The sequence below is a fragment of the Halomonas sp. A11-A genome (genome assembly GCF_003182195.1).
Lineage (GTDB): Bacteria > Pseudomonadota > Gammaproteobacteria > Pseudomonadales > Halomonadaceae > Halomonas > Halomonas alkalicola.
This window is the reverse complement of sequence record NZ_QGTM01000037.1, coordinates 1-16,251: the sequence shown is the minus strand read 5'-3', so window position 1 is coordinate 16,251 and position 16,251 is coordinate 1. Positions and strand designations below refer to the sequence as shown.

Below are 16,251 nucleotides of genomic sequence, written 5' to 3'. Positions count from 1 at the left end.
ATGGCTCAATGCCGTGCCTGAGCGCCGTAGGAATCCCCTTCCTTTCCGCCGTTGGCGGCAGCTGCCTAAGCAGCTGAGGGAGGGGAGGACGTCAACTGGCAGCAACCAATCCTCAATGACTCGACATGGGGGTCTGTCCCCTGGCGCTAACCGCAAGGAGATCGAACGGCCAATGGCAGTCCATAACTACGACGTGGTGGTGATCGGTACCGGCCCGGCGGGGGAGAGCGCCGCCATCAACGCCGCCAAGCACGGCAAGCGCGTGGCGGTGGTCGAGAAGCAGCCGCTGGTGGGGGGCAACTGCACCCACTGGGGCACGATTCCCTCCAAGGCGCTGCGCCACCAGGTCAAGCAGATCATGCAGTTCAACACCAACCGCATGTTCCGCGATATCGGCGAGCCGCGCTGGTTCTCCTTCCCCAAGGTCATGGAGCGCACCCGGGCCACCATCGACCAGCAGGTGGTGATGCGCACCAACTTCTACGCCCGCAACCGCATCGACCTGTTCAGCGGCGTGGCGCGCTTCAAGGACGAGCACGCCGTGCTGGTGCGCGACGAGCACGAAGGCATGGACGAGCTGGTGGCCGAGAAGATCATCATCGCCACTGGCTCACGCCCCTATCGCCCGGCAGACATCAACTTCCGCCACCCGCGGATCTACTGCTCGGACAGCATCCTGAGCCTGTCGCACACGCCGCGTACCTTGATCATCTTCGGCGCCGGGGTCATCGGCTGCGAGTACGCCTCGATCTTCTCCGGTCTCGGCGTCAAGGTGGACCTGATCAACAACCGTGACAGCCTGCTCTCCTTCCTGGATGACGAGATCAGTGACGCGCTCTCCTACCACCTGCGCAAGCACGGGGTGCTGATTCGCCACAACGAGGAGTATGACCGCGTCGAGGGTGACGAGTCCGGCGTGACGGTGCACCTGAAATCCGGCAAGCGGCTGCGGGCCGATGCCTTCCTGTGGGCCAATGGGCGCACCGGCAACACCGACCAGCTGGGTCTCGAGAACATCGGGCTGGAGGCCAACTCCCGGGGCCAGCTGGCGGTGGACGAGCACTACCGCACCGCCATCCCCCACATCTATGCCGCCGGTGACGTGATCGGCTGGCCGAGCCTGGCGAGCGCCGCCTACGACCAGGGGCTCAACGCCTCCAGCGAGCTCCTCGGCGACGACTTCCGCTACGTCACCGAGGTGCCCACCGGCATCTACACCATTCCCGAGATCAGCTCGTTCGGACGCAACGAGCGCGAGCTCACCGAAGCGAAAGTGCCCTACGAGGTCGCCCAGGCCTTCTTCAAGGACACCGCCCGCGCCCAGATCACCGGCGATACCGTGGGCATGCTCAAGATCCTGTTCGACCAGGACACCCTGGAGATCTACGGCATCCACTGCTTCGGCGACCAGGCCTCGGAGATCGTCCATATCGGCCAGGCGATCATGCAGCAGAAGGGCGAGGCCAACAGCCTCAAGTACTTCGTCAACACCACCTTCAACTACCCCACCATGGCCGAGGCCTACCGGGTGGCGGCCATGAACGGGATGAACCGGGTCTTCTAGCCAGGCCCGATGCGCTGATCAACGCCCCCCGCGGCGGTGAGCCAACCGCGGGAGCGCAGTGTTTCCGTGTGCGTCGGTCAGAGGTCCTTGTGCTCCTGGGCGTAGCAGGGAGGCGAGGCGGGCTCGCGGTCGGCGGCATCCTCGTCGCGCAGCGCCTTGAGCAGCGCCTCGCGCAGCTCCGGCAGATGCGATGCCTCGATATTGCGTGCGGCGGTGAGCAGGGTGAGGCGCCCACGCCGGGCGTGGCGCATCAGGGGTACCAGGCGCTCCGGGTGATCGCGCAGTTCGCCGCGATAGCGGGCCGCGAACACGAAGTGGCTGATCTCCTGCTGGTGGTACTGACGACGCAGGGTGGGGCTGGGCGAGGCGTCCCGGTACCAGTCGGTCAACGCCAGCGCCTCGCGGGGCTGGCCTCTCGGCCACAGCCGGTCCACCAACACCCGGGCCCCGTCCTCAGGCTGGGCGGGCTGGTAGAGGCGCTTGAGTGCGATGTCATGGGCCACGGTTATCTCTCCTTCAGACTCGCCAGGGCCTCCAGACTCGCCAGGGCCTCGCGGGCATGGGGCTGCCAGTGGCCGGGCAGGGCGGCGGCCTGCTCCAGGGCCTCCCGGGCGCCTGCCGCGTCCCCTTGACCGCGCCGGGCGAGGCCGAGGTTGAGCCAGGCCACGGCGAGCCCCGGCTCGGCCGCCACCGCCTGCGCGAAGGCGTCGATGGCACCCGGGGCGTCTCCGGTGGCGTGGCGGGCGTTGCCCAGGCCGAAGTGCACCAGGCCACTGTCCGCGAAGCGCTCGGCCAGCGCCTCCCAGGCCGGCAGGGCGGTCTCGGCGCCCTGAACCCCTTCGAAGGCGCTGATCGCCTCCATGGCGCGATGGGGTCTCACCCCGGCCGGCAGCTCCCCCGGAGGGAGGGCCACGAAGGCCCAGCGGTCGCTGCGCGCCCAGGTGGCATCGAAGCGCCGGAAGGACTCGATGCGTCTGGGCTCCTCGCCGCTGTGCAGGATCAGTTCGTTGCGCTCGAGGTCGAAGCCGATGGCCACGGCATAGTGCCACATCGGCCAGGCGGGCAGCGCCAGGTTCTGCATCACTACCACCGGGTGGCCGGCGGCGAGCTCCAGCAGCAGCGCATCCAGGTGGCCCTCGATCACGAAGGGGATCTGGCCGTGGCGACGCACCGTGGCCAGCATCTCCGGCTGCACGCTGCCCTCGCGGCCGGGCAGGAAGACCTGGGGAATCAGGGTGTCCACCTCGACGTCGACGCCGGCATCGTTGAGCACCATGGCCAGGGAGGCCGGGCCGCACTGGTAGTCGCGCTGGGCGTGGAAGGGCACCTCCTCGAGCAGCAGCTGGCGGGGCAGGGCCTGTTCGGTACTGTCGGCAAGCCGCGGGGTGGTGGCGCAGCCGGTCAGCAGCAGCAGGCAGAGCACCAACGCAAGAACGCCCGCATGGCGGGCGTTCCTGGCTGTTGCTGCCGCCGGCTGCCGGATAAGGCAGTCGATCATGGCAGTCCCCTCAGCGGGTGAAGGGGAAGACGTTGGTCAGGCCGAGGATATCGGTGACCAGCAGGATCACGAAGACAGCAAAGAGGGCGCCGACCACGCTGGCACCGGCCGGGAGCTGCTCGAGCTGCTCGGCCATCTGGGCGGCCTCGGCGTCGGAGAGCGCCGCCACGCGGGCCTCGACCTCGGCCAGATCGACGCCCTGAGCGACCAGCTGGTCGCGCACGTCGTCACGGGCGAGGATCTCGTGGATCCGCTCCCGATCGGCCTGGCCATGTTCGGCGTTGAGTGCCGCCTGGGTGGTGATCAGGTCGCTGCCGGCGGGCGCCGGGGCGGCAGCCACGGGTAGGCTGCCCAGCAGCAGGGCGGTGATCAGCAGCGGGCTCAGGTAACGGCAGATCTTCTTCATCATGTCGGTGTTCCTTCTTCTTCGAGTGGGCTTCCGGCTCCTTGATGATCCACGCGTCGCTTCCTGGCGAACAAGTGTGGCGTCACGATGATACCCGCACAGTATAGGATGAAATGGTGTGAAATTTCATACCCTTGCCGGTCAACGCTCGGTGCGTTCAGGCGATCCGGTAGGAGGAGGGCATCTCGGCCAGCAGGCCGCGGCCGCCGGCCAGGGTCAGCGCCAGGTCGTGCAGGCCGTCCTGCACCGGCAGGGGGGAGGCGCCCTTGATGGCCAGGTCGAGGCGCTGGGCGAAGAGCAGCAGCTTGTGAAGCCGCTTCACCGGCAGCCGCGAGATGGCCTGCTGGTAGGCGGGGCGGCGCTTCTCGAAGATCGCGGGCTTCTGGGACTTGCAGGCGTGCTCGAAGCTCTGCCCCTGGTCCAGGTGCTGGTGCAGCGAGAGCAGGGTGCGCAGCTCCCGGGTCAGGGCCCAGAGCACGATGGGAGGCTCTACCCCCTCGGCGCGCAGGCCGGCCATGATCCGCGAGACCCTCGCCCGCTCGCCCTTGAGGCAGGCGTCCATCAGGGTGAAGACATCGAAGCGGCTGCTGTCCTCCACGCCACCGGCCACGTCTCGCGGCGAGACGCGGCTGTTCGGCGGCAGCATCAGGGCGAGCTTCTGCAGCTCCTGGTCGGCGGCCAGCAGGTTACCCTCGGTGCGCTCGCCGAGAAGGCGGGCGGCGTCCAGGTCGAGGTTGAGGCCGTATCGGGCGGCGCGGTCGCGCAGCCAGAAGCCCAGCCGCGAGAGGTCGACCGGCCACACCGGCACGAAGAGCCCGGCCTTGTCGAGCGCCTGGAACCAGGCGCTCTTCTGCTGGCGGAAGTCGAGCTTGCCCATGGCCAGCAGCAGCACGTTGTCGCTGCCCTTGAGCTCCTCGGCGTAGGCCTTCAGCGCCTTGGCGCCCTCCTGGCCCAGGTTGTTTCCGGCCAGGCGCAGCTCGATCAGCTTGGCGCTGGCGAACAGCGACAGGCTGGCCGAGGCCTCGTGCAGGCGCCCCCAGGCGAAGTTGCCCTCCACGTGGAGGATCTCGCGCTCCTCGATGCCGCGGGCGCGGGCCGCGGCGCGCACGGCGTCGCAGGCCTCCATGTGCTGAAGCGGCTCCTCGCCGGCGACGATCACCACCGGCGGCAGCTTCTTCGTCAGCGCATCGGCCAGCTTGTCGGGGAAGACTTTCACGTTGGAGCCTCTACCGAGGTCGGTTCATTCTGGTGGCCTTGCTTGCTGGCCATGGAGGGTTGTTCATTCTGGTGGTTAACCAGCTACCACCGAGGCTGTTGCTACTGGTGGGAGCCTCGCTTTGCGGGGCGAATAGGCTGAGGCCAAACAAGACGCAGATAACAGCGCCGGGCGCCTGCGGCGCCATTCGCCGGGCGGAGCCCAGCTCCCACCAGTGGGCCCAAGCCTTGGCAATTCAGCCATTCGCCGGGCGGAGCCCAGCTCCCACAGGTGCCAGGCGACCTGGGCTAGCGCGACAGGCTGCGCAGGCGGTCGAGCAGCTGGCGCACGGCGGCCTCGCGCAGCTCCTGCCGGGCCTCCTCGCGCAGATCGTCCTGGGTCAGCAGGTTGGCGTCGCTCACCGAGTAGCGGGTGGTGACCTCGAGGCGCTGCTGGTCGAGCAGGTAGGCGCCGTCGCTTGCGCGTTGCACCGAGAAGGGGGCGGTGAGGGTCATCTCCTCCTCCCGGGGCCCCGAGTCGAGGACGCTGAGGCCGCGGCGCTGGAACTCGGGCTGGCCGAGGGTGAGCACCCGGTCGGCGCCATCATCCACGCGGGTGCCGGTGGCCTCGAGCCGCTCCCGGGCGAGCTGCGAGAGCTCGCTGTCGGGGCCGGCCAGCGCCAGAGCATTGGTCACCGCGGTGGGCTCGTCGAAGCCGCGCAGCCGGAAGCCGCAGCCGCCGAGCACGAGGCCGGCGCCGCCGGCCAGGCCCAGGGTGAGAAAGGTGCGTCGCTGCATGGATCACTCCTTCTGGTGTGGCGTTCAGCCCACCACGATATTGACCAGCTTGCCGGGCACCACGATCACCTTGCGTACCGTCTTGCCCTCTGTGTGGCGCTGGACGTTCTCGGCGGCGAGGGCCTCGGCTTCCATGGCCGCCTTGTCGGCGCTGGCGGGCACCTCGATGCGGGCGCGCAGCTTGCCGTTGACCTGCACCACGAGCTCAATGGTATCGCGTGCGAGTGCCGACTCGTCCACCCGGGGCCAGGTGGCGTCGATCACCGGCTCGGCGTGGCCCAGCTCGGCCCACAGGGCGTGGCAGGCGTGGGGCACGATGGGGGCGAGCAGCAGCACGCAGGCTTCCACCGCCTCGCGTGCCACCGCCAACCCCTGGGGCGAGGCATCGTCGAAGCGGCCCAGGGCATTGGTCAGCTCCATCACCGCGGCGATGGCGGTGTTGAAGGTGGTGCGACGGCCGATGTCGTCGCTGGCCTTGGCGATGGTCTCGTGGGTCTTGCGGCGCAGCTCGCGCTGGGGCTCGTTCAGGGCAGCCGGGTCGATGCCGCCGACCACGCCGCCTGCCTGCCGCTCGGCCTCGAGGTGGTCGGAGACCAGGCGCCATAGGCGCTTGAGGAAGCGGTGGGCGCCCTCGACACCGGAGTCGGACCACTCCAGGGACTGCTCCGGGGGGGCGGCGAACATCATGAACAGGCGCACGGTGTCGGCGCCGAAGCGCTCGATCATCGACTGGGGGTCGACGCCGTTGTTCTTCGACTTGGACATCTTCTCGATACCGCCCATCACCACCGGCTGGCCATCCGCGATCAGCACGGCGCTAACCGGGCGTCCCTTGTCGTCACGCTTGACCTCGACGTCGGCGGGGTTGAACCACTGCTTGCCGCCGTTCTCGGTCTCACGGTAGAAGGTCTCGGCGATCACCATGCCCTGGGTGAGCAGGCGCTGGAAGGGCTCGTCGACGCTGACCAGGCCCAGGTCGCGCATCAGCTTGGTGAAGAAGCGCGCATAGAGCAGGTGCAGGATGGCGTGCTCGATGCCGCCGATGTAGAGGTCCACCGGCAGCCAGTAGTCGGCGCGTTCGTCGAGCATCGCCTCCTGGTTGTCGGCGCAGCAGAAGCGCGCGAAGTACCAGGAAGACTCCATGAAGGTGTCGAAGGTGTCGGTCTCGCGCACCCAGCCGTCGCCGAGGTCATAGAACGCCGGCATGCGCTTGAGGGGTGAGCCGGAGGCATCGACGGTCACCTCCAGCGGCAGCGCCACCGGTAGCTCCTCGTCGGTCAGCGCTACGGTCTGCCCCTCGGGGCCGTACTTCACCGGGATCGGCGCGCCCCAGTAGCGCTGACGGGCCACGCCCCAGTCGCGCAGGCGGTAGTTAGTCTTGACCTCGCCGCGGCCGAGCTCGGCCAGCTTCGCCGCGATGGCGTCGAAGGCCGCCTCGAAGTCGAGGCCGTCGAACTCGCCGGAGTGGATCAGGGTGCCGTACTCCGCGTAGGCGCCCTCGGTGAGGTCCGGGGCGTTACCGCTGGCGTCGGCGATCACCGGCTCGATGGGCAGGCCGTACTTGATGGCGAACTCCCAGTCGCGCTGGTCGTGGGCCGGCACCGCCATCACCGCGCCGGTGCCGAACTCCATCAGCACGAAGTTGGCGACAAAGACCGGTACCTCGCGCCCGGTCAGCGGATGCACCGCCACATGGCCGGTGGGCATGCCCTTCTTCTCGCGGGTGGCGAGCTCCGCCTCGGAAGTGCCGCCGCGGGCGCACTCCTCGCAGAAGGCGGCCAGCGCTGGGTTGCCTTCGGCGGCCTGCTTCGCCAGCGGATGGCCGGCGGCCACCGCCACGTAGGTGACCCCCATCAGGGTATCGGGGCGGGTGGTGTAGACCGAGAGCGGCTCGGCGGCGGCGCCGTCGGCGTCCTTGATGTCGAAGGTCAGCTCCACGCCACGCGACTTGCCGATCCAGTTGCGCTGCATGGTCTTGACCTGCTCGGGCCATTCGATGGTGTCCAGGTCGGCCAGCAGCTCCTCGGCGTAGTCGGTGATGCGCAGGAACCACAGCGGGATCTCCTTGCGCTCCACCAGGGCGCCGGAGCGCCAGCCGCGGCCGTCGATCACCTGCTCGTTGGCCAGCACCGTCTGGTCCACCGGATCCCAGTTCACCGTGGACATCTTCTTGTAGACCAGCCCCTTCTCCACCAGCTTGGCGAAGAACCACTGCTCCCAGCGGTAGTAGCTCACGTCGCAGGTGGCGAACTCGCGGCTCCAGTCGTAGGCGAACCCCAGCGCCTGGAGCTGTGCACGCATGTAGTCGATGTTCTCGTAGGTCCACTTGGCCGGGGGAACCTGGTTCTGGATGGCGGCATTCTCGGCGGGCATGCCGAAAGCGTCCCAGCCCATGGGCTGCAGCACGTTCTTGCCCTGCATGCGCTGGTAGCGGGAGACCACGTCGCCGATGGTGTAGTTGCGCACATGCCCCATGTGCAGCTTGCCGCTGGGGTAGGGGAACATCGACAGGCAGTAGAACTTCTCGCGGCTGGCGTCTTCCACCGCCTTGAAGCACTGGTGCTTCTCCCAGAACTGCTGGGCGTCGCGTTCGATCTCTTGGGGCTTGTACTGTGCGTCCATCGCTGTCTTCGGATACCTTGCAAGTCGGCGCGCCGGCCGGTGACGACGCGCGGTCGTGGCTTGTCCGGCGTCATGTCCTGGGGCCAGGAGGGCGACAAGACGTTGAACTGCCGGCGGGAAGTCGTCTAAATGGTAGGCAAGGATACCCCAGCACGGCCCGGCCCGGCTATGCCCGGCCCGGCCGGCTCACCGCAGGAAGGAGCGCACCATGAGCGAGCAGCAGAAACATTCCCGGGACCATCGCCTGCGTCAAGGCTATGAGCGCATGCTCGAGCGCCTGCAGGAGGGGGCCCACGAGCTCACCTGGGAGAACCTGCAGAAGGAGCTAGATGAGGCCGTGGAGTTCGAGGCCGAACTCGAGGAGTTCACCAAGGACGAGCTGGCCCTGCTTCGCGCCTGGGTGGAGCGCGACCTCAAGGACATGCGCCGCTACCTGAGCGCTGGCGGCGAGAGCGTCGCCGCCTGGCTCGGCATCGACCTCTCCGCGCTGTCGCGCAAGGTGAGCGAGTCGCTGCTCTCCATCGCCGACCGCAGCGTGGTCGACCGTGAACGCCTGGCGGAGGATCTGGAGGCCGCCCAGGCCGACTACTGCGAGGGCGAGATGGCCGTTCCCGGCCGCATGGCCTGCGTGCACTGCGACGCCGAGGTGGACCTGCCCGAGATGACCCTGATCGAGCCCTGCCACCGCTGCGGCCATCGCTACTTCAAGCGGGTATCGAAGTAGCGGTTACAGCCAGGCGTCGAGCAGGACGATGGCGCCCACCACCAGCGCGGAGAGGGCGGCGGCGTAGCCGAGGTTGTGGCGCATCATCACGCCGCCGCTCACCCCGTAGCGCCCCTGCAGCGAGAGGTTGATGCCGGAGAGCGGGCCGACGCTGGTGCCCACTGCCCAGGAGGCCAGTGCCACGAAGGCGAACAGCGTCTGGCGGCTCCCTTCCAGTTCCAGCATCGAGGCCAGCACCGAGACGCCGATGATCGGGTGAAGCCCCGCCACGGCGCTGGCCACGATGGCCAGGAAGCTGGCCACCGCCTGGGGCGCGCCGAAGTGGGCGAAGAGCGTCCACTGGCTGCCGGTGAGCGCGCCGATGAAGGCCGAGAGCCCCTGGGTCAGGAGGCCCGCACACAGGAAGAGCGCGATCTCCCCGCGCATGGCCGGCAGCCGTTCCAGCGTATGGCTGCGTACCCGGCGCAGGGTCCAGCGCGGGCCTCGTGGCAGGTTGGCCAGCAGCGCCACCGCCGGCAGCAAGAAGGTGATGATGCTGACGATGGAGAGCGCGGGCGTCAGGACGTAGTGGAACAGCAGTACCAGGGCGGCCATCCCCACCGGCATCAGCAGGCTGCGCGGCGAGAGCGAGTAGCCCGCCACCTCGGTGAGATCGAAGCGCCGCGACAGGTCGAGCAGCGAGAGGGTGCCGGCCAGCATCCCCAGGGGCAGGCCGAGTGCCAGGATCGACGTGAAGCGCATCTCCGGCGCCAGGGTCATCACCACCCCCATGGAGGCGAAGAAGGGTGACCAGAGCGCGGCGCTGGAGAGTCCACGGTTGAGGGCCAGCAGCTGCGGGAGTGTGAGCTCGCCGTGGCGCCGCAGCCGGTCGCCTACCATGAACACCGTCGAGAGGTTCAGCACCGCGCCGAGCAGGTGGACCCCAAGCCAGGTGCCGGCGGTGCCGCGCGCCCCGGTCACGGCGCTGCCGGGCGGGGCCTTGTGCCCCTGGCGGGTGCCGATCAGCGTGATGAAGCTCACCCCCACCAGCATCGCCACCACATAGCTGTTTCCGTCCAGCAGCCGGTGCCAGGCGATCTCGGCGCCGTGGAAGAGCGCCGCGACCAGTGCCAGGGCCATGCCGAGCCCGGCCAGGATGCCGGCCTGGCGGCGATTGCCCCGCTTGAGGTCCGGCCACAGCAGCACCACGGCGAGCCAGAAGGCGTAGCTCACCGCCGGCAGGGCGATCGGCAGCCCGGCCAGGCGCAGCACCTGCAGGGCGAGCCCAGTGAGGATCAGGCCGCCGGCGATAGCGTGGCGAAGCGAGGTGGGCGGGGCAGGGGACAAGGGGCGGTCTCCTGATGGGGAAATAAGCAGTCTAACCAACTTCTCCCGGGGACGTCTTCGCCGCCGGCTCGCGCGCCGCCTCCAGCGCCTCGAGCATCGCCCGTGCCGCGTTGGAGAGGGTGCGGCTGCGGTGCACGAGGTAGCCCAGCGGGCGATGGATCGGCGGGCAGTCGATGTCCAGCTCGTGAAGCTCGCCGGCTACCAGTCGCTCCGGCAGCAGGCTCCAGCCCAGGCCGATGGCGGTCATCATCTTCAGCGTCTCCAGATAGTTGGTGGAGAGCGCCACCGGCAGGCGCAGCCCCGCCGCGGCGAAACGTGACTCGATCAGCCCGCGGGTGAAGGTCAGGGGCCCGGGCAACACGGCATCGTGCTCGCACAGCTCGGCGAGCGCCACCCGCCTGCGTCTGGCCAGCGGGTGGTCGTGGGCGCAGACGAAGCAGAGCCGGTCGACCCACACCGGGACCACCTCGAGCAGCGGGTCGGGGTGGGGCGCCAGGGTCACCACGGCGATCTCCAGGGCGCCGTCCAGCACTCCCTGATAGGCCTCCTCGGAGTCGAGAAAGTGCAGATCCAGACGCACCTCGGGGTGGGCTCGGGTATAGGCCTTGAGCAGCGGCGGCAGGCGATGCAGGCCGATATGGTGGCTGGTGGCGAGCGTCAGGCTGCCGGCCACGCTGCCCTCGAGGTTGCCCAGCGCCCGGCGGCTGTCGTCCATCATCACCAGGATCTGCCTCGCCCGGGGCAGCAACACGCGACCGGCCTCGGTCAGGGCGACCCGCCGGCCGATGCGATCAAACAGCCGCGCGTTGAGCTGGGCCTCGAGCACGGCGATACGCTTGCTCACCGCCGGCTGGGTCAGGTGCAGCTGCTCCGCCGCGCGAGAGAAGCTGCCGCTCTCGGCCACCGCCAGGAAGGCCTGCAGGCTCTGGGTATCCATGGTGCCTCCATTTTGCTATTCCCATAAGGAATGCAATCCATAAATAACATGAATTGATTTTATGTGCGAGGGGCAGGAAACTGGCGTCAAGGCATCGAGCAGCCAAGGCTGATTTTCATTGCAGGCGCTGAGCGGCGCCGGGGGCAGGTCTGAAGGGGGTCTTTTTCCAGGGAAGGAAAAAGTAGCGTACAGGGAAGTATTCACAGCGCCCCCGAACAGGCCTGTCGCCGGAAAAGCCGCCCCTGGAGGTGCCTCAAGGGGCCTCTACGATCGACCAGACAGAGCACAGGGCGCAACCGCCCGGGAGAAACGAAATGGCAGGCCAGACTCTCTATGACAAGCTGTGGTCACAGCACCTCGTCAAGGAGCGCGATGACGGCACCGCGCTGATCTACATCGACCGCCAGCTGCTCCATGAGGTGACCTCGCCCCAGGCCTTCGAGGGCTTGCGCCTGGCGGGCCGCAAGCCGTGGCGCCTCGACGCCAACCTGGCGACGCCGGACCACAACGTGCCCACCACCGTGAAGGAGCGCGCCGAGGGCAACGCCGGGATCAAGGACCCGGTGTCGCTGATCCAGGTGCAGACCCTCGATGACAACTGCATCGAGTTCGGCATCGAGGAGTTCAAGATCAACGACCCGCGCCAGGGCATCGTCCACGTGGTGGGCCCGGAGCAGGGCGCCACCCTGCCGGGCATGACCGTGGTCTGCGGCGACTCCCATACCGCCACCCACGGCGCCTTTGCGGCCCTGGCCCACGGTATCGGCACCTCCGAGGTGGAGCACGTGCTGGCCACGCAGTGCCTGCTGGCCCAGAAGATGAAGAACATGCAGGTGCGCGTCGAGGGTGAGCTTGGCACCGGCGTCACCGCCAAGGACGTGGTGCTGGCCATCATCGGCGAGATCGGCACCGCCGGCGGCACCGGCTACGCCATCGAGTTCGCCGGCAGCGCCATCCAGAGCCTCTCCATGGAAGGGCGCATGACCGTCTGCAACATGGCCATCGAGGCCGGTGCCCGGGTCGGCCTGATCGCCGTGGACGACACCACCATCGAGTACCTCGCGGGCCGTCCCTTCGCCCCGTCGGGCGAGCAGTGGCAGGCCGCCGTGGCCGACTGGCGCGAGCTGGTCTCCGACGCGGACGCCGAGTTCGATAAGGTGGTGGTGCTCGATGCCGCCGCCATCGAGCCGCAGGTCTCCTGGGGTACCAGCCCCGAGATGGTCACCGGCGTCTCCGGCGAGGTGCCGGACCCGGCCGAGCAGGCCGACGAGACGCTGCGCAGCGGCTACACTCGTGCCCTCGAGTACATGGGCCTCGCCCCGAAGCAGAAGATCACCGATATCCGCCTCGACAAGGTGTTCATCGGCTCCTGCACCAACTCGCGCATCGAGGACCTGCGCGAGGCGGCCAAGGTGGCCCGCGGCCGCAAGGTCGCCGACACCATCAAGCTCGCCATGGTGGTACCGGGCTCGGGCCTCGTGAAGCGCCAGGCCGAGGCCGAGGGGCTCGACAAGGTGTTCATCGAGGCGGGCTTCGAGTGGCGCGAGCCGGGCTGCTCCATGTGCCTGGCCATGAACGCCGACAAGCTCGGCGCCGGCGAGCACTGCGCGTCCACCTCCAACCGTAACTTCGAGGGTCGCCAGGGCTACGGCGGTCGCACCCACCTGGTGAGCCCGGCGATGGCTGCCGCCGCCGCCATCGCCGGCCACTTCGTGGATGTCCGCCAGCTGGCTGCCAACGACGACGCCCAGGCGCAGGAGGCCTGACCATGAAGAAGTTCGAACGCATCGACGGCCTCGTCGCTCCCCTCGACCGGGCCAACGTCGACACCGACCTGATCATTCCCAAGCAGTTCCTGAAGTCGATCAAGCGCACCGGCTTCGGCGTCAACCTCTTCGACGAGCTGCGCTATCTGGACGAGGGCTACCCGGGCCAGGACTGCTCCAAGCGGCCGCTGAACCCCGACTTCGTCCTCAACCAGCCGCGCTACCAGGGCGCCAGCGTGTTGCTCGCCCGTCGCAACTTCGGCTGTGGCAGCTCCCGGGAGCACGCCCCCTGGGCGCTGGAGGACTTCGGCTTCCGGGTGGTGATCGCCCCGAGCTTCGCCGATATCTTCTACAACAACGCCTTCAAGAACGGCCTGCTGCTGGTCACCCTCTCCGAGGAGGTCGTCGACCAGCTGTTCCGGGAGGTGGCGGCCAGCGAAGGCTACGCGCTCGAGGTGGATCTCGAGAGCCAGCGGATCACCACGCCCTCCGGCGAGATCATCGAGTTCGAGGTGGATGCCTTCCGTAAGCACTGCCTGCTCAACGGCCTCGATGACATCGGCATCACCCTGCAGGACGAGGACGCCATCCGCGCCTTCGAGAAGAGGCATCGCCAGGCCCGGCCGTGGCTGTTCCGCGATACCGCTCAGGTCTGAACGCTCTTAACTTTGCATCTGTCGCTGGTGCGGGGCCGATCCCCATCACCCCGCGGGGCTGATCCGGCGGCAGGCCTGCGAGGAGGCGCTGTGAACCCGTCCTTGGGCGCTACTTTTGCCATCCATGGCAAAAGACCTCCTCTCCGGCCTGCCCCCGGCGCCCCGCTTGCGACGGCGTAGTCAACCAAGGAAGCAACGATGACACGCAAGATTTTAGTACTGCCGGGTGACGGCATCGGCCCCGAGATCACCGCCCAGGCGAGCCGCATCCTGGCTGCCTGCCAGGCCCGCGGTCTGGACGTGGAAGTGGAAGAGGCCCTGGTCGGCGGCAGTGCCTACGACGTGCACGGCGAGCCGCTGCCCGCCGAGACGCTCGAGAAGGCCAAGGCCGCCCGCGCCATCCTGCTCGGCGCCGTGGGTGGCCCCAAGTGGGACAAGCTTGAGGACCTCTCCAAACGTCCCGAGAAGGGGCTGCTCGGCTTGCGCAAGAACCTCGGCCTGTTCGGCAACCTGCGCCCGGCGATCACCTACCCGCAGCTGGCCTCCGCCTCCAGCCTCAAGCCCGAGCTGGTGGCCGGTCTCGACATTATGATCGTGCGCGAGCTCACCGGCGGCATCTACTTCGGCCAGCCCCGCGGCATCGAGGAGCGGGGCGGCGAGCGGGTCGGCTTCAACACCTACGTCTACTCCGAGAGCGAGATCGAGCGCATCGGCCGTGTCGCCTTCGAGATGGCAAGCAAGCGCGGCAAGAAGCTCTGCTCCGTGGACAAGGCCAACGTGCTCGAGGTCACCATCCTGTGGCGGGAGGTGATGGAGCGACTGGCGCCGGAGTACCCGGACGTCGAGCTCTCCCACATGTACGTCGACAACGCCGCCATGCAGCTGGTGCGTGCGCCCAAGCAGTTCGACGTCATGGTCACCGGCAACATGTTCGGCGACATCCTGTCGGATGCCGCCGCCATGCTCACCGGCTCTATCGGCATGCTGCCCTCCGCCTCGCTCAACGAGAGCGGCCAGGGCATGTACGAGCCCTGCCACGGCAGCGCCCCGGACATCGCCGGCAAGGGCATCGCCAACCCGCTTGCTACCATCCTCTCGGTGGCCATGATGCTGCGCTACTCCCTGGATGAGCCGGCGCTGGCAAGCCGCATCGAGGACGCCGTGGGCAAGGTGCTGGACGACGGGCTGAGAACCGCGGATATTGCCTCCGAGGGCACCCGCACCGTCTCCACCGCCGAGATGGGCGACGCCGTGCTGGCCGCCTTCGAGGCGCTCTAAGCGCGCCGAGCCATTGTCAGAATCTGCTGTTGAATCAGGGCGTTCCGGGCCCGCCTGCGAGGCGGGCCCGGTTTCTGTATAATGTTGACCCACATTCGATTACTGGAGGACTTCACATGTTGAAAGTCGGTTTCGTCGGTTGGCGCGGCATGGTCGGTTCCGTGCTCATGCAGCGCATGGTGGAAGAGGGTGACTTCAACGGCATCGAGCCGGTCTTCTTCACCACTTCCCAGGTCGGCCAGGCCGGCCCCGACGTCGGCGTGGACGTGCCTCCGCTGAAGGATGCCTTCGACCTCGACGCGCTCAAGGCGCTGGACGTCATCATCACCTGCCAGGGCGGCGACTACACCAAGGCCGTCTATGGTGACCTGCGCAGCGGCGGCTGGAAGGGCTACTGGATCGACGCCGCCAGCACCCTGCGCATGGAGGATGAGGCCACCATCATCCTCGACCCTGTCAACCGCCACGTCATCGATGCCCAGCTTTCCCGCGGCGCCCGTACCTTCGTCGGCGGCAACTGCACCGTCAGCCTGATGCTGATGGGTCTCGGTGGCCTGTTCGAGGCCGACCTGGTGGAGTGGATGACCTCCATGACCTACCAGGCCGCCTCCGGTTCCGGCGCCAAGCACATGCGCGAGCTGCTCAGCCAGATGGGCGCCCTGCGCGACAGTGTGGCCGACGAGCTTGCCGACCCGGCGAGCGCCATCCTCGACATCGACCGCAAGGTCACCGAGACCATGCGCTCGGCCGCGTTCCCCACCGAGAACTTCACCGCCCCGCTGGCCGGCAGCCTGCTGCCGTGGATCGACACCAAGCTCGACAGCGGCCAGAGCCGCGAGGAGTGGAAGGGCAGCGTCGAGACCAACAAGATCCTCGGCCTCCAGGCGAATCCCATCCCCATCGACGGGCTCTGCGTGCGCATCGGCGCCATGCGCTCCCACAGCCAGGCCTTCACCATCAAGCTGAAGAAGAACGTGCCCCTCGACGAGATCGAGGAGCGCATCGCCCGGCACAACGACTGGGTCAAGGTGGTACCGAACGACAAGGAGGCCACCATCCGCGATCTGACCCCGGCCGCCGCCACCGGCACCCTCACCATTCCGGTGGGCCGCCTGCGCAAGCTGGCCATGGGCGGCGAGTATCTTTCCGCCTTCAGCGTCGGCGACCAGCTGCTGTGGGGTGCCGCCGAGCCGCTCAAGCGCATGCTCAAGATCCTGCGCGAGCAGTAAGCGTCGCCAGGCTCCCCGCGGCAGTCTGCCGCGGGGCCAGTGACAGCGGGGCGCCCCCTTCGGTGGCGCCCCCCCTTGCTGTGGGGGGGGTGGGGGGGGGGGGGGGTGGGGGGGTGGTTCCCGCGGCGGGGGGCGATGGCGTTCGGTGGAGGGGTGGGGCCCGGGCAGGACCCCCCCCCGGCGCCCCATATCCCCCCGGGCGGGGCGCCGGGGGGGCGGGGGGCTTGGCCCCACCCGGGAGGGCAAGAGGGAG

At 68.4% G+C, this 16,251-nt stretch carries 14 protein-coding genes; 6 read left to right on the top strand and 8 right to left on the bottom strand.

What is annotated here, in order from left to right; all coding sequences use genetic code 11:
• Nucleotides 1-172: 172 nt before the first annotated feature.
• A complete protein-coding gene (gene sthA, locus DER72_RS15380; RefSeq protein WP_110070816.1) occupies nt 173-1,564 on the top strand; it encodes a Si-specific NAD(P)(+) transhydrogenase in 1,392 nt (463 codons plus the stop codon).
• Nucleotides 1,565-1,641: 77 nt separating this feature from the next.
• Here the strand turns inward: sthA and DER72_RS15375 are convergent, their stop codons facing one another.
• The 6 genes from DER72_RS15375 to leuS all read right to left on the bottom strand — a co-directional run bounded on the left by DER72_RS15375 (nt 1,642) and on the right by leuS (nt 8,082).
• Entirely contained in the window at nt 1,642-2,067 is a 426-nt protein-coding gene (locus tag DER72_RS15375; protein ID WP_110070815.1) for a DUF488 domain-containing protein, read from the bottom strand.
• A 2-nt stretch (nt 2,068-2,069) separates the two neighbouring features.
• Complete coding sequence (locus tag DER72_RS15370; RefSeq protein WP_110070814.1) at nt 2,070-3,062, bottom strand: PA2778 family cysteine peptidase; 993 nt, start codon at nt 3,060-3,062, stop codon at nt 2,070-2,072.
• A 10-nt stretch (nt 3,063-3,072) separates the two neighbouring features.
• Complete coding sequence (locus DER72_RS15365; RefSeq protein WP_110070818.1) at nt 3,073-3,468, bottom strand: PA2779 family protein; 396 nt, start codon at nt 3,466-3,468, stop codon at nt 3,073-3,075.
• Nucleotides 3,469-3,625: 157 nt separating this feature from the next.
• The gene (gene holA, locus DER72_RS15360; RefSeq protein ID WP_110070813.1) at nt 3,626-4,684 is read right to left on the bottom strand and encodes a DNA polymerase III subunit delta; all 1,059 of its coding nucleotides are present in this window, start codon (nt 4,682-4,684) and stop codon (nt 3,626-3,628) included.
• Between the two features lie 287 nt (nt 4,685-4,971).
• Nucleotides 4,972-5,460: an LPS assembly lipoprotein LptE gene (gene lptE, locus DER72_RS15355; protein ID WP_110070812.1), complete on the bottom strand. Its 489-nt coding sequence runs from the start codon at nt 5,458-5,460 to the stop codon at nt 4,972-4,974.
• A 24-nt stretch (nt 5,461-5,484) separates the two neighbouring features.
• The gene (leuS, locus tag DER72_RS15350; RefSeq protein ID WP_110070811.1) at nt 5,485-8,082 is read right to left on the bottom strand and encodes a leucine--tRNA ligase; all 2,598 of its coding nucleotides are present in this window, start codon (nt 8,080-8,082) and stop codon (nt 5,485-5,487) included.
• A 208-nt stretch (nt 8,083-8,290) separates the two neighbouring features.
• Between leuS and DER72_RS15345 the strand changes: the two genes are divergently transcribed.
• On the top strand, nt 8,291-8,806 hold the full coding sequence (locus tag DER72_RS15345) for a zinc ribbon-containing protein (RefSeq protein WP_110070810.1): 516 nt from the start codon (nt 8,291-8,293) through the stop codon (nt 8,804-8,806).
• 3 nt (nt 8,807-8,809) lie between these two features.
• Here the strand turns inward: DER72_RS15345 and DER72_RS15340 are convergent, their stop codons facing one another.
• Entirely contained in the window at nt 8,810-10,132 is a 1,323-nt protein-coding gene (locus DER72_RS15340) for a hypothetical protein (protein ID WP_240407744.1), read from the bottom strand.
• A 31-nt stretch (nt 10,133-10,163) separates the two neighbouring features.
• Nucleotides 10,164-11,069, bottom strand: a complete 906-nt coding sequence (locus DER72_RS15335; protein ID WP_110070809.1) for a LysR family transcriptional regulator — start codon at nt 11,067-11,069, stop codon at nt 10,164-10,166.
• 314 nt (nt 11,070-11,383) lie between these two features.
• On the opposite strand from DER72_RS15335, the gene leuC reads away from it, so the two are divergent.
• From leuC to asd, 4 genes are all read left to right on the top strand, one after another.
• A complete protein-coding gene (gene leuC / locus DER72_RS15330) occupies nt 11,384-12,835 on the top strand; it encodes a 3-isopropylmalate dehydratase large subunit (protein WP_110070808.1) in 1,452 nt (483 codons plus the stop codon).
• Nucleotides 12,836-12,837: 2 nt separating this feature from the next.
• Nucleotides 12,838-13,491: a 3-isopropylmalate dehydratase small subunit gene (leuD, locus tag DER72_RS15325; protein ID WP_110070807.1), complete on the top strand. Its 654-nt coding sequence runs from the start codon at nt 12,838-12,840 to the stop codon at nt 13,489-13,491.
• 198 nt (nt 13,492-13,689) lie between these two features.
• Entirely contained in the window at nt 13,690-14,769 is a 1,080-nt protein-coding gene (gene leuB, locus DER72_RS15320) for a 3-isopropylmalate dehydrogenase (protein WP_110070806.1), read from the top strand.
• Nucleotides 14,770-14,885: 116 nt separating this feature from the next.
• Nucleotides 14,886-15,998: an aspartate-semialdehyde dehydrogenase gene (gene asd / locus DER72_RS15315; protein ID WP_110070805.1), complete on the top strand. Its 1,113-nt coding sequence runs from the start codon at nt 14,886-14,888 to the stop codon at nt 15,996-15,998.
• The last annotated feature ends 253 nt before the right edge of the window (nt 15,999-16,251 follow it).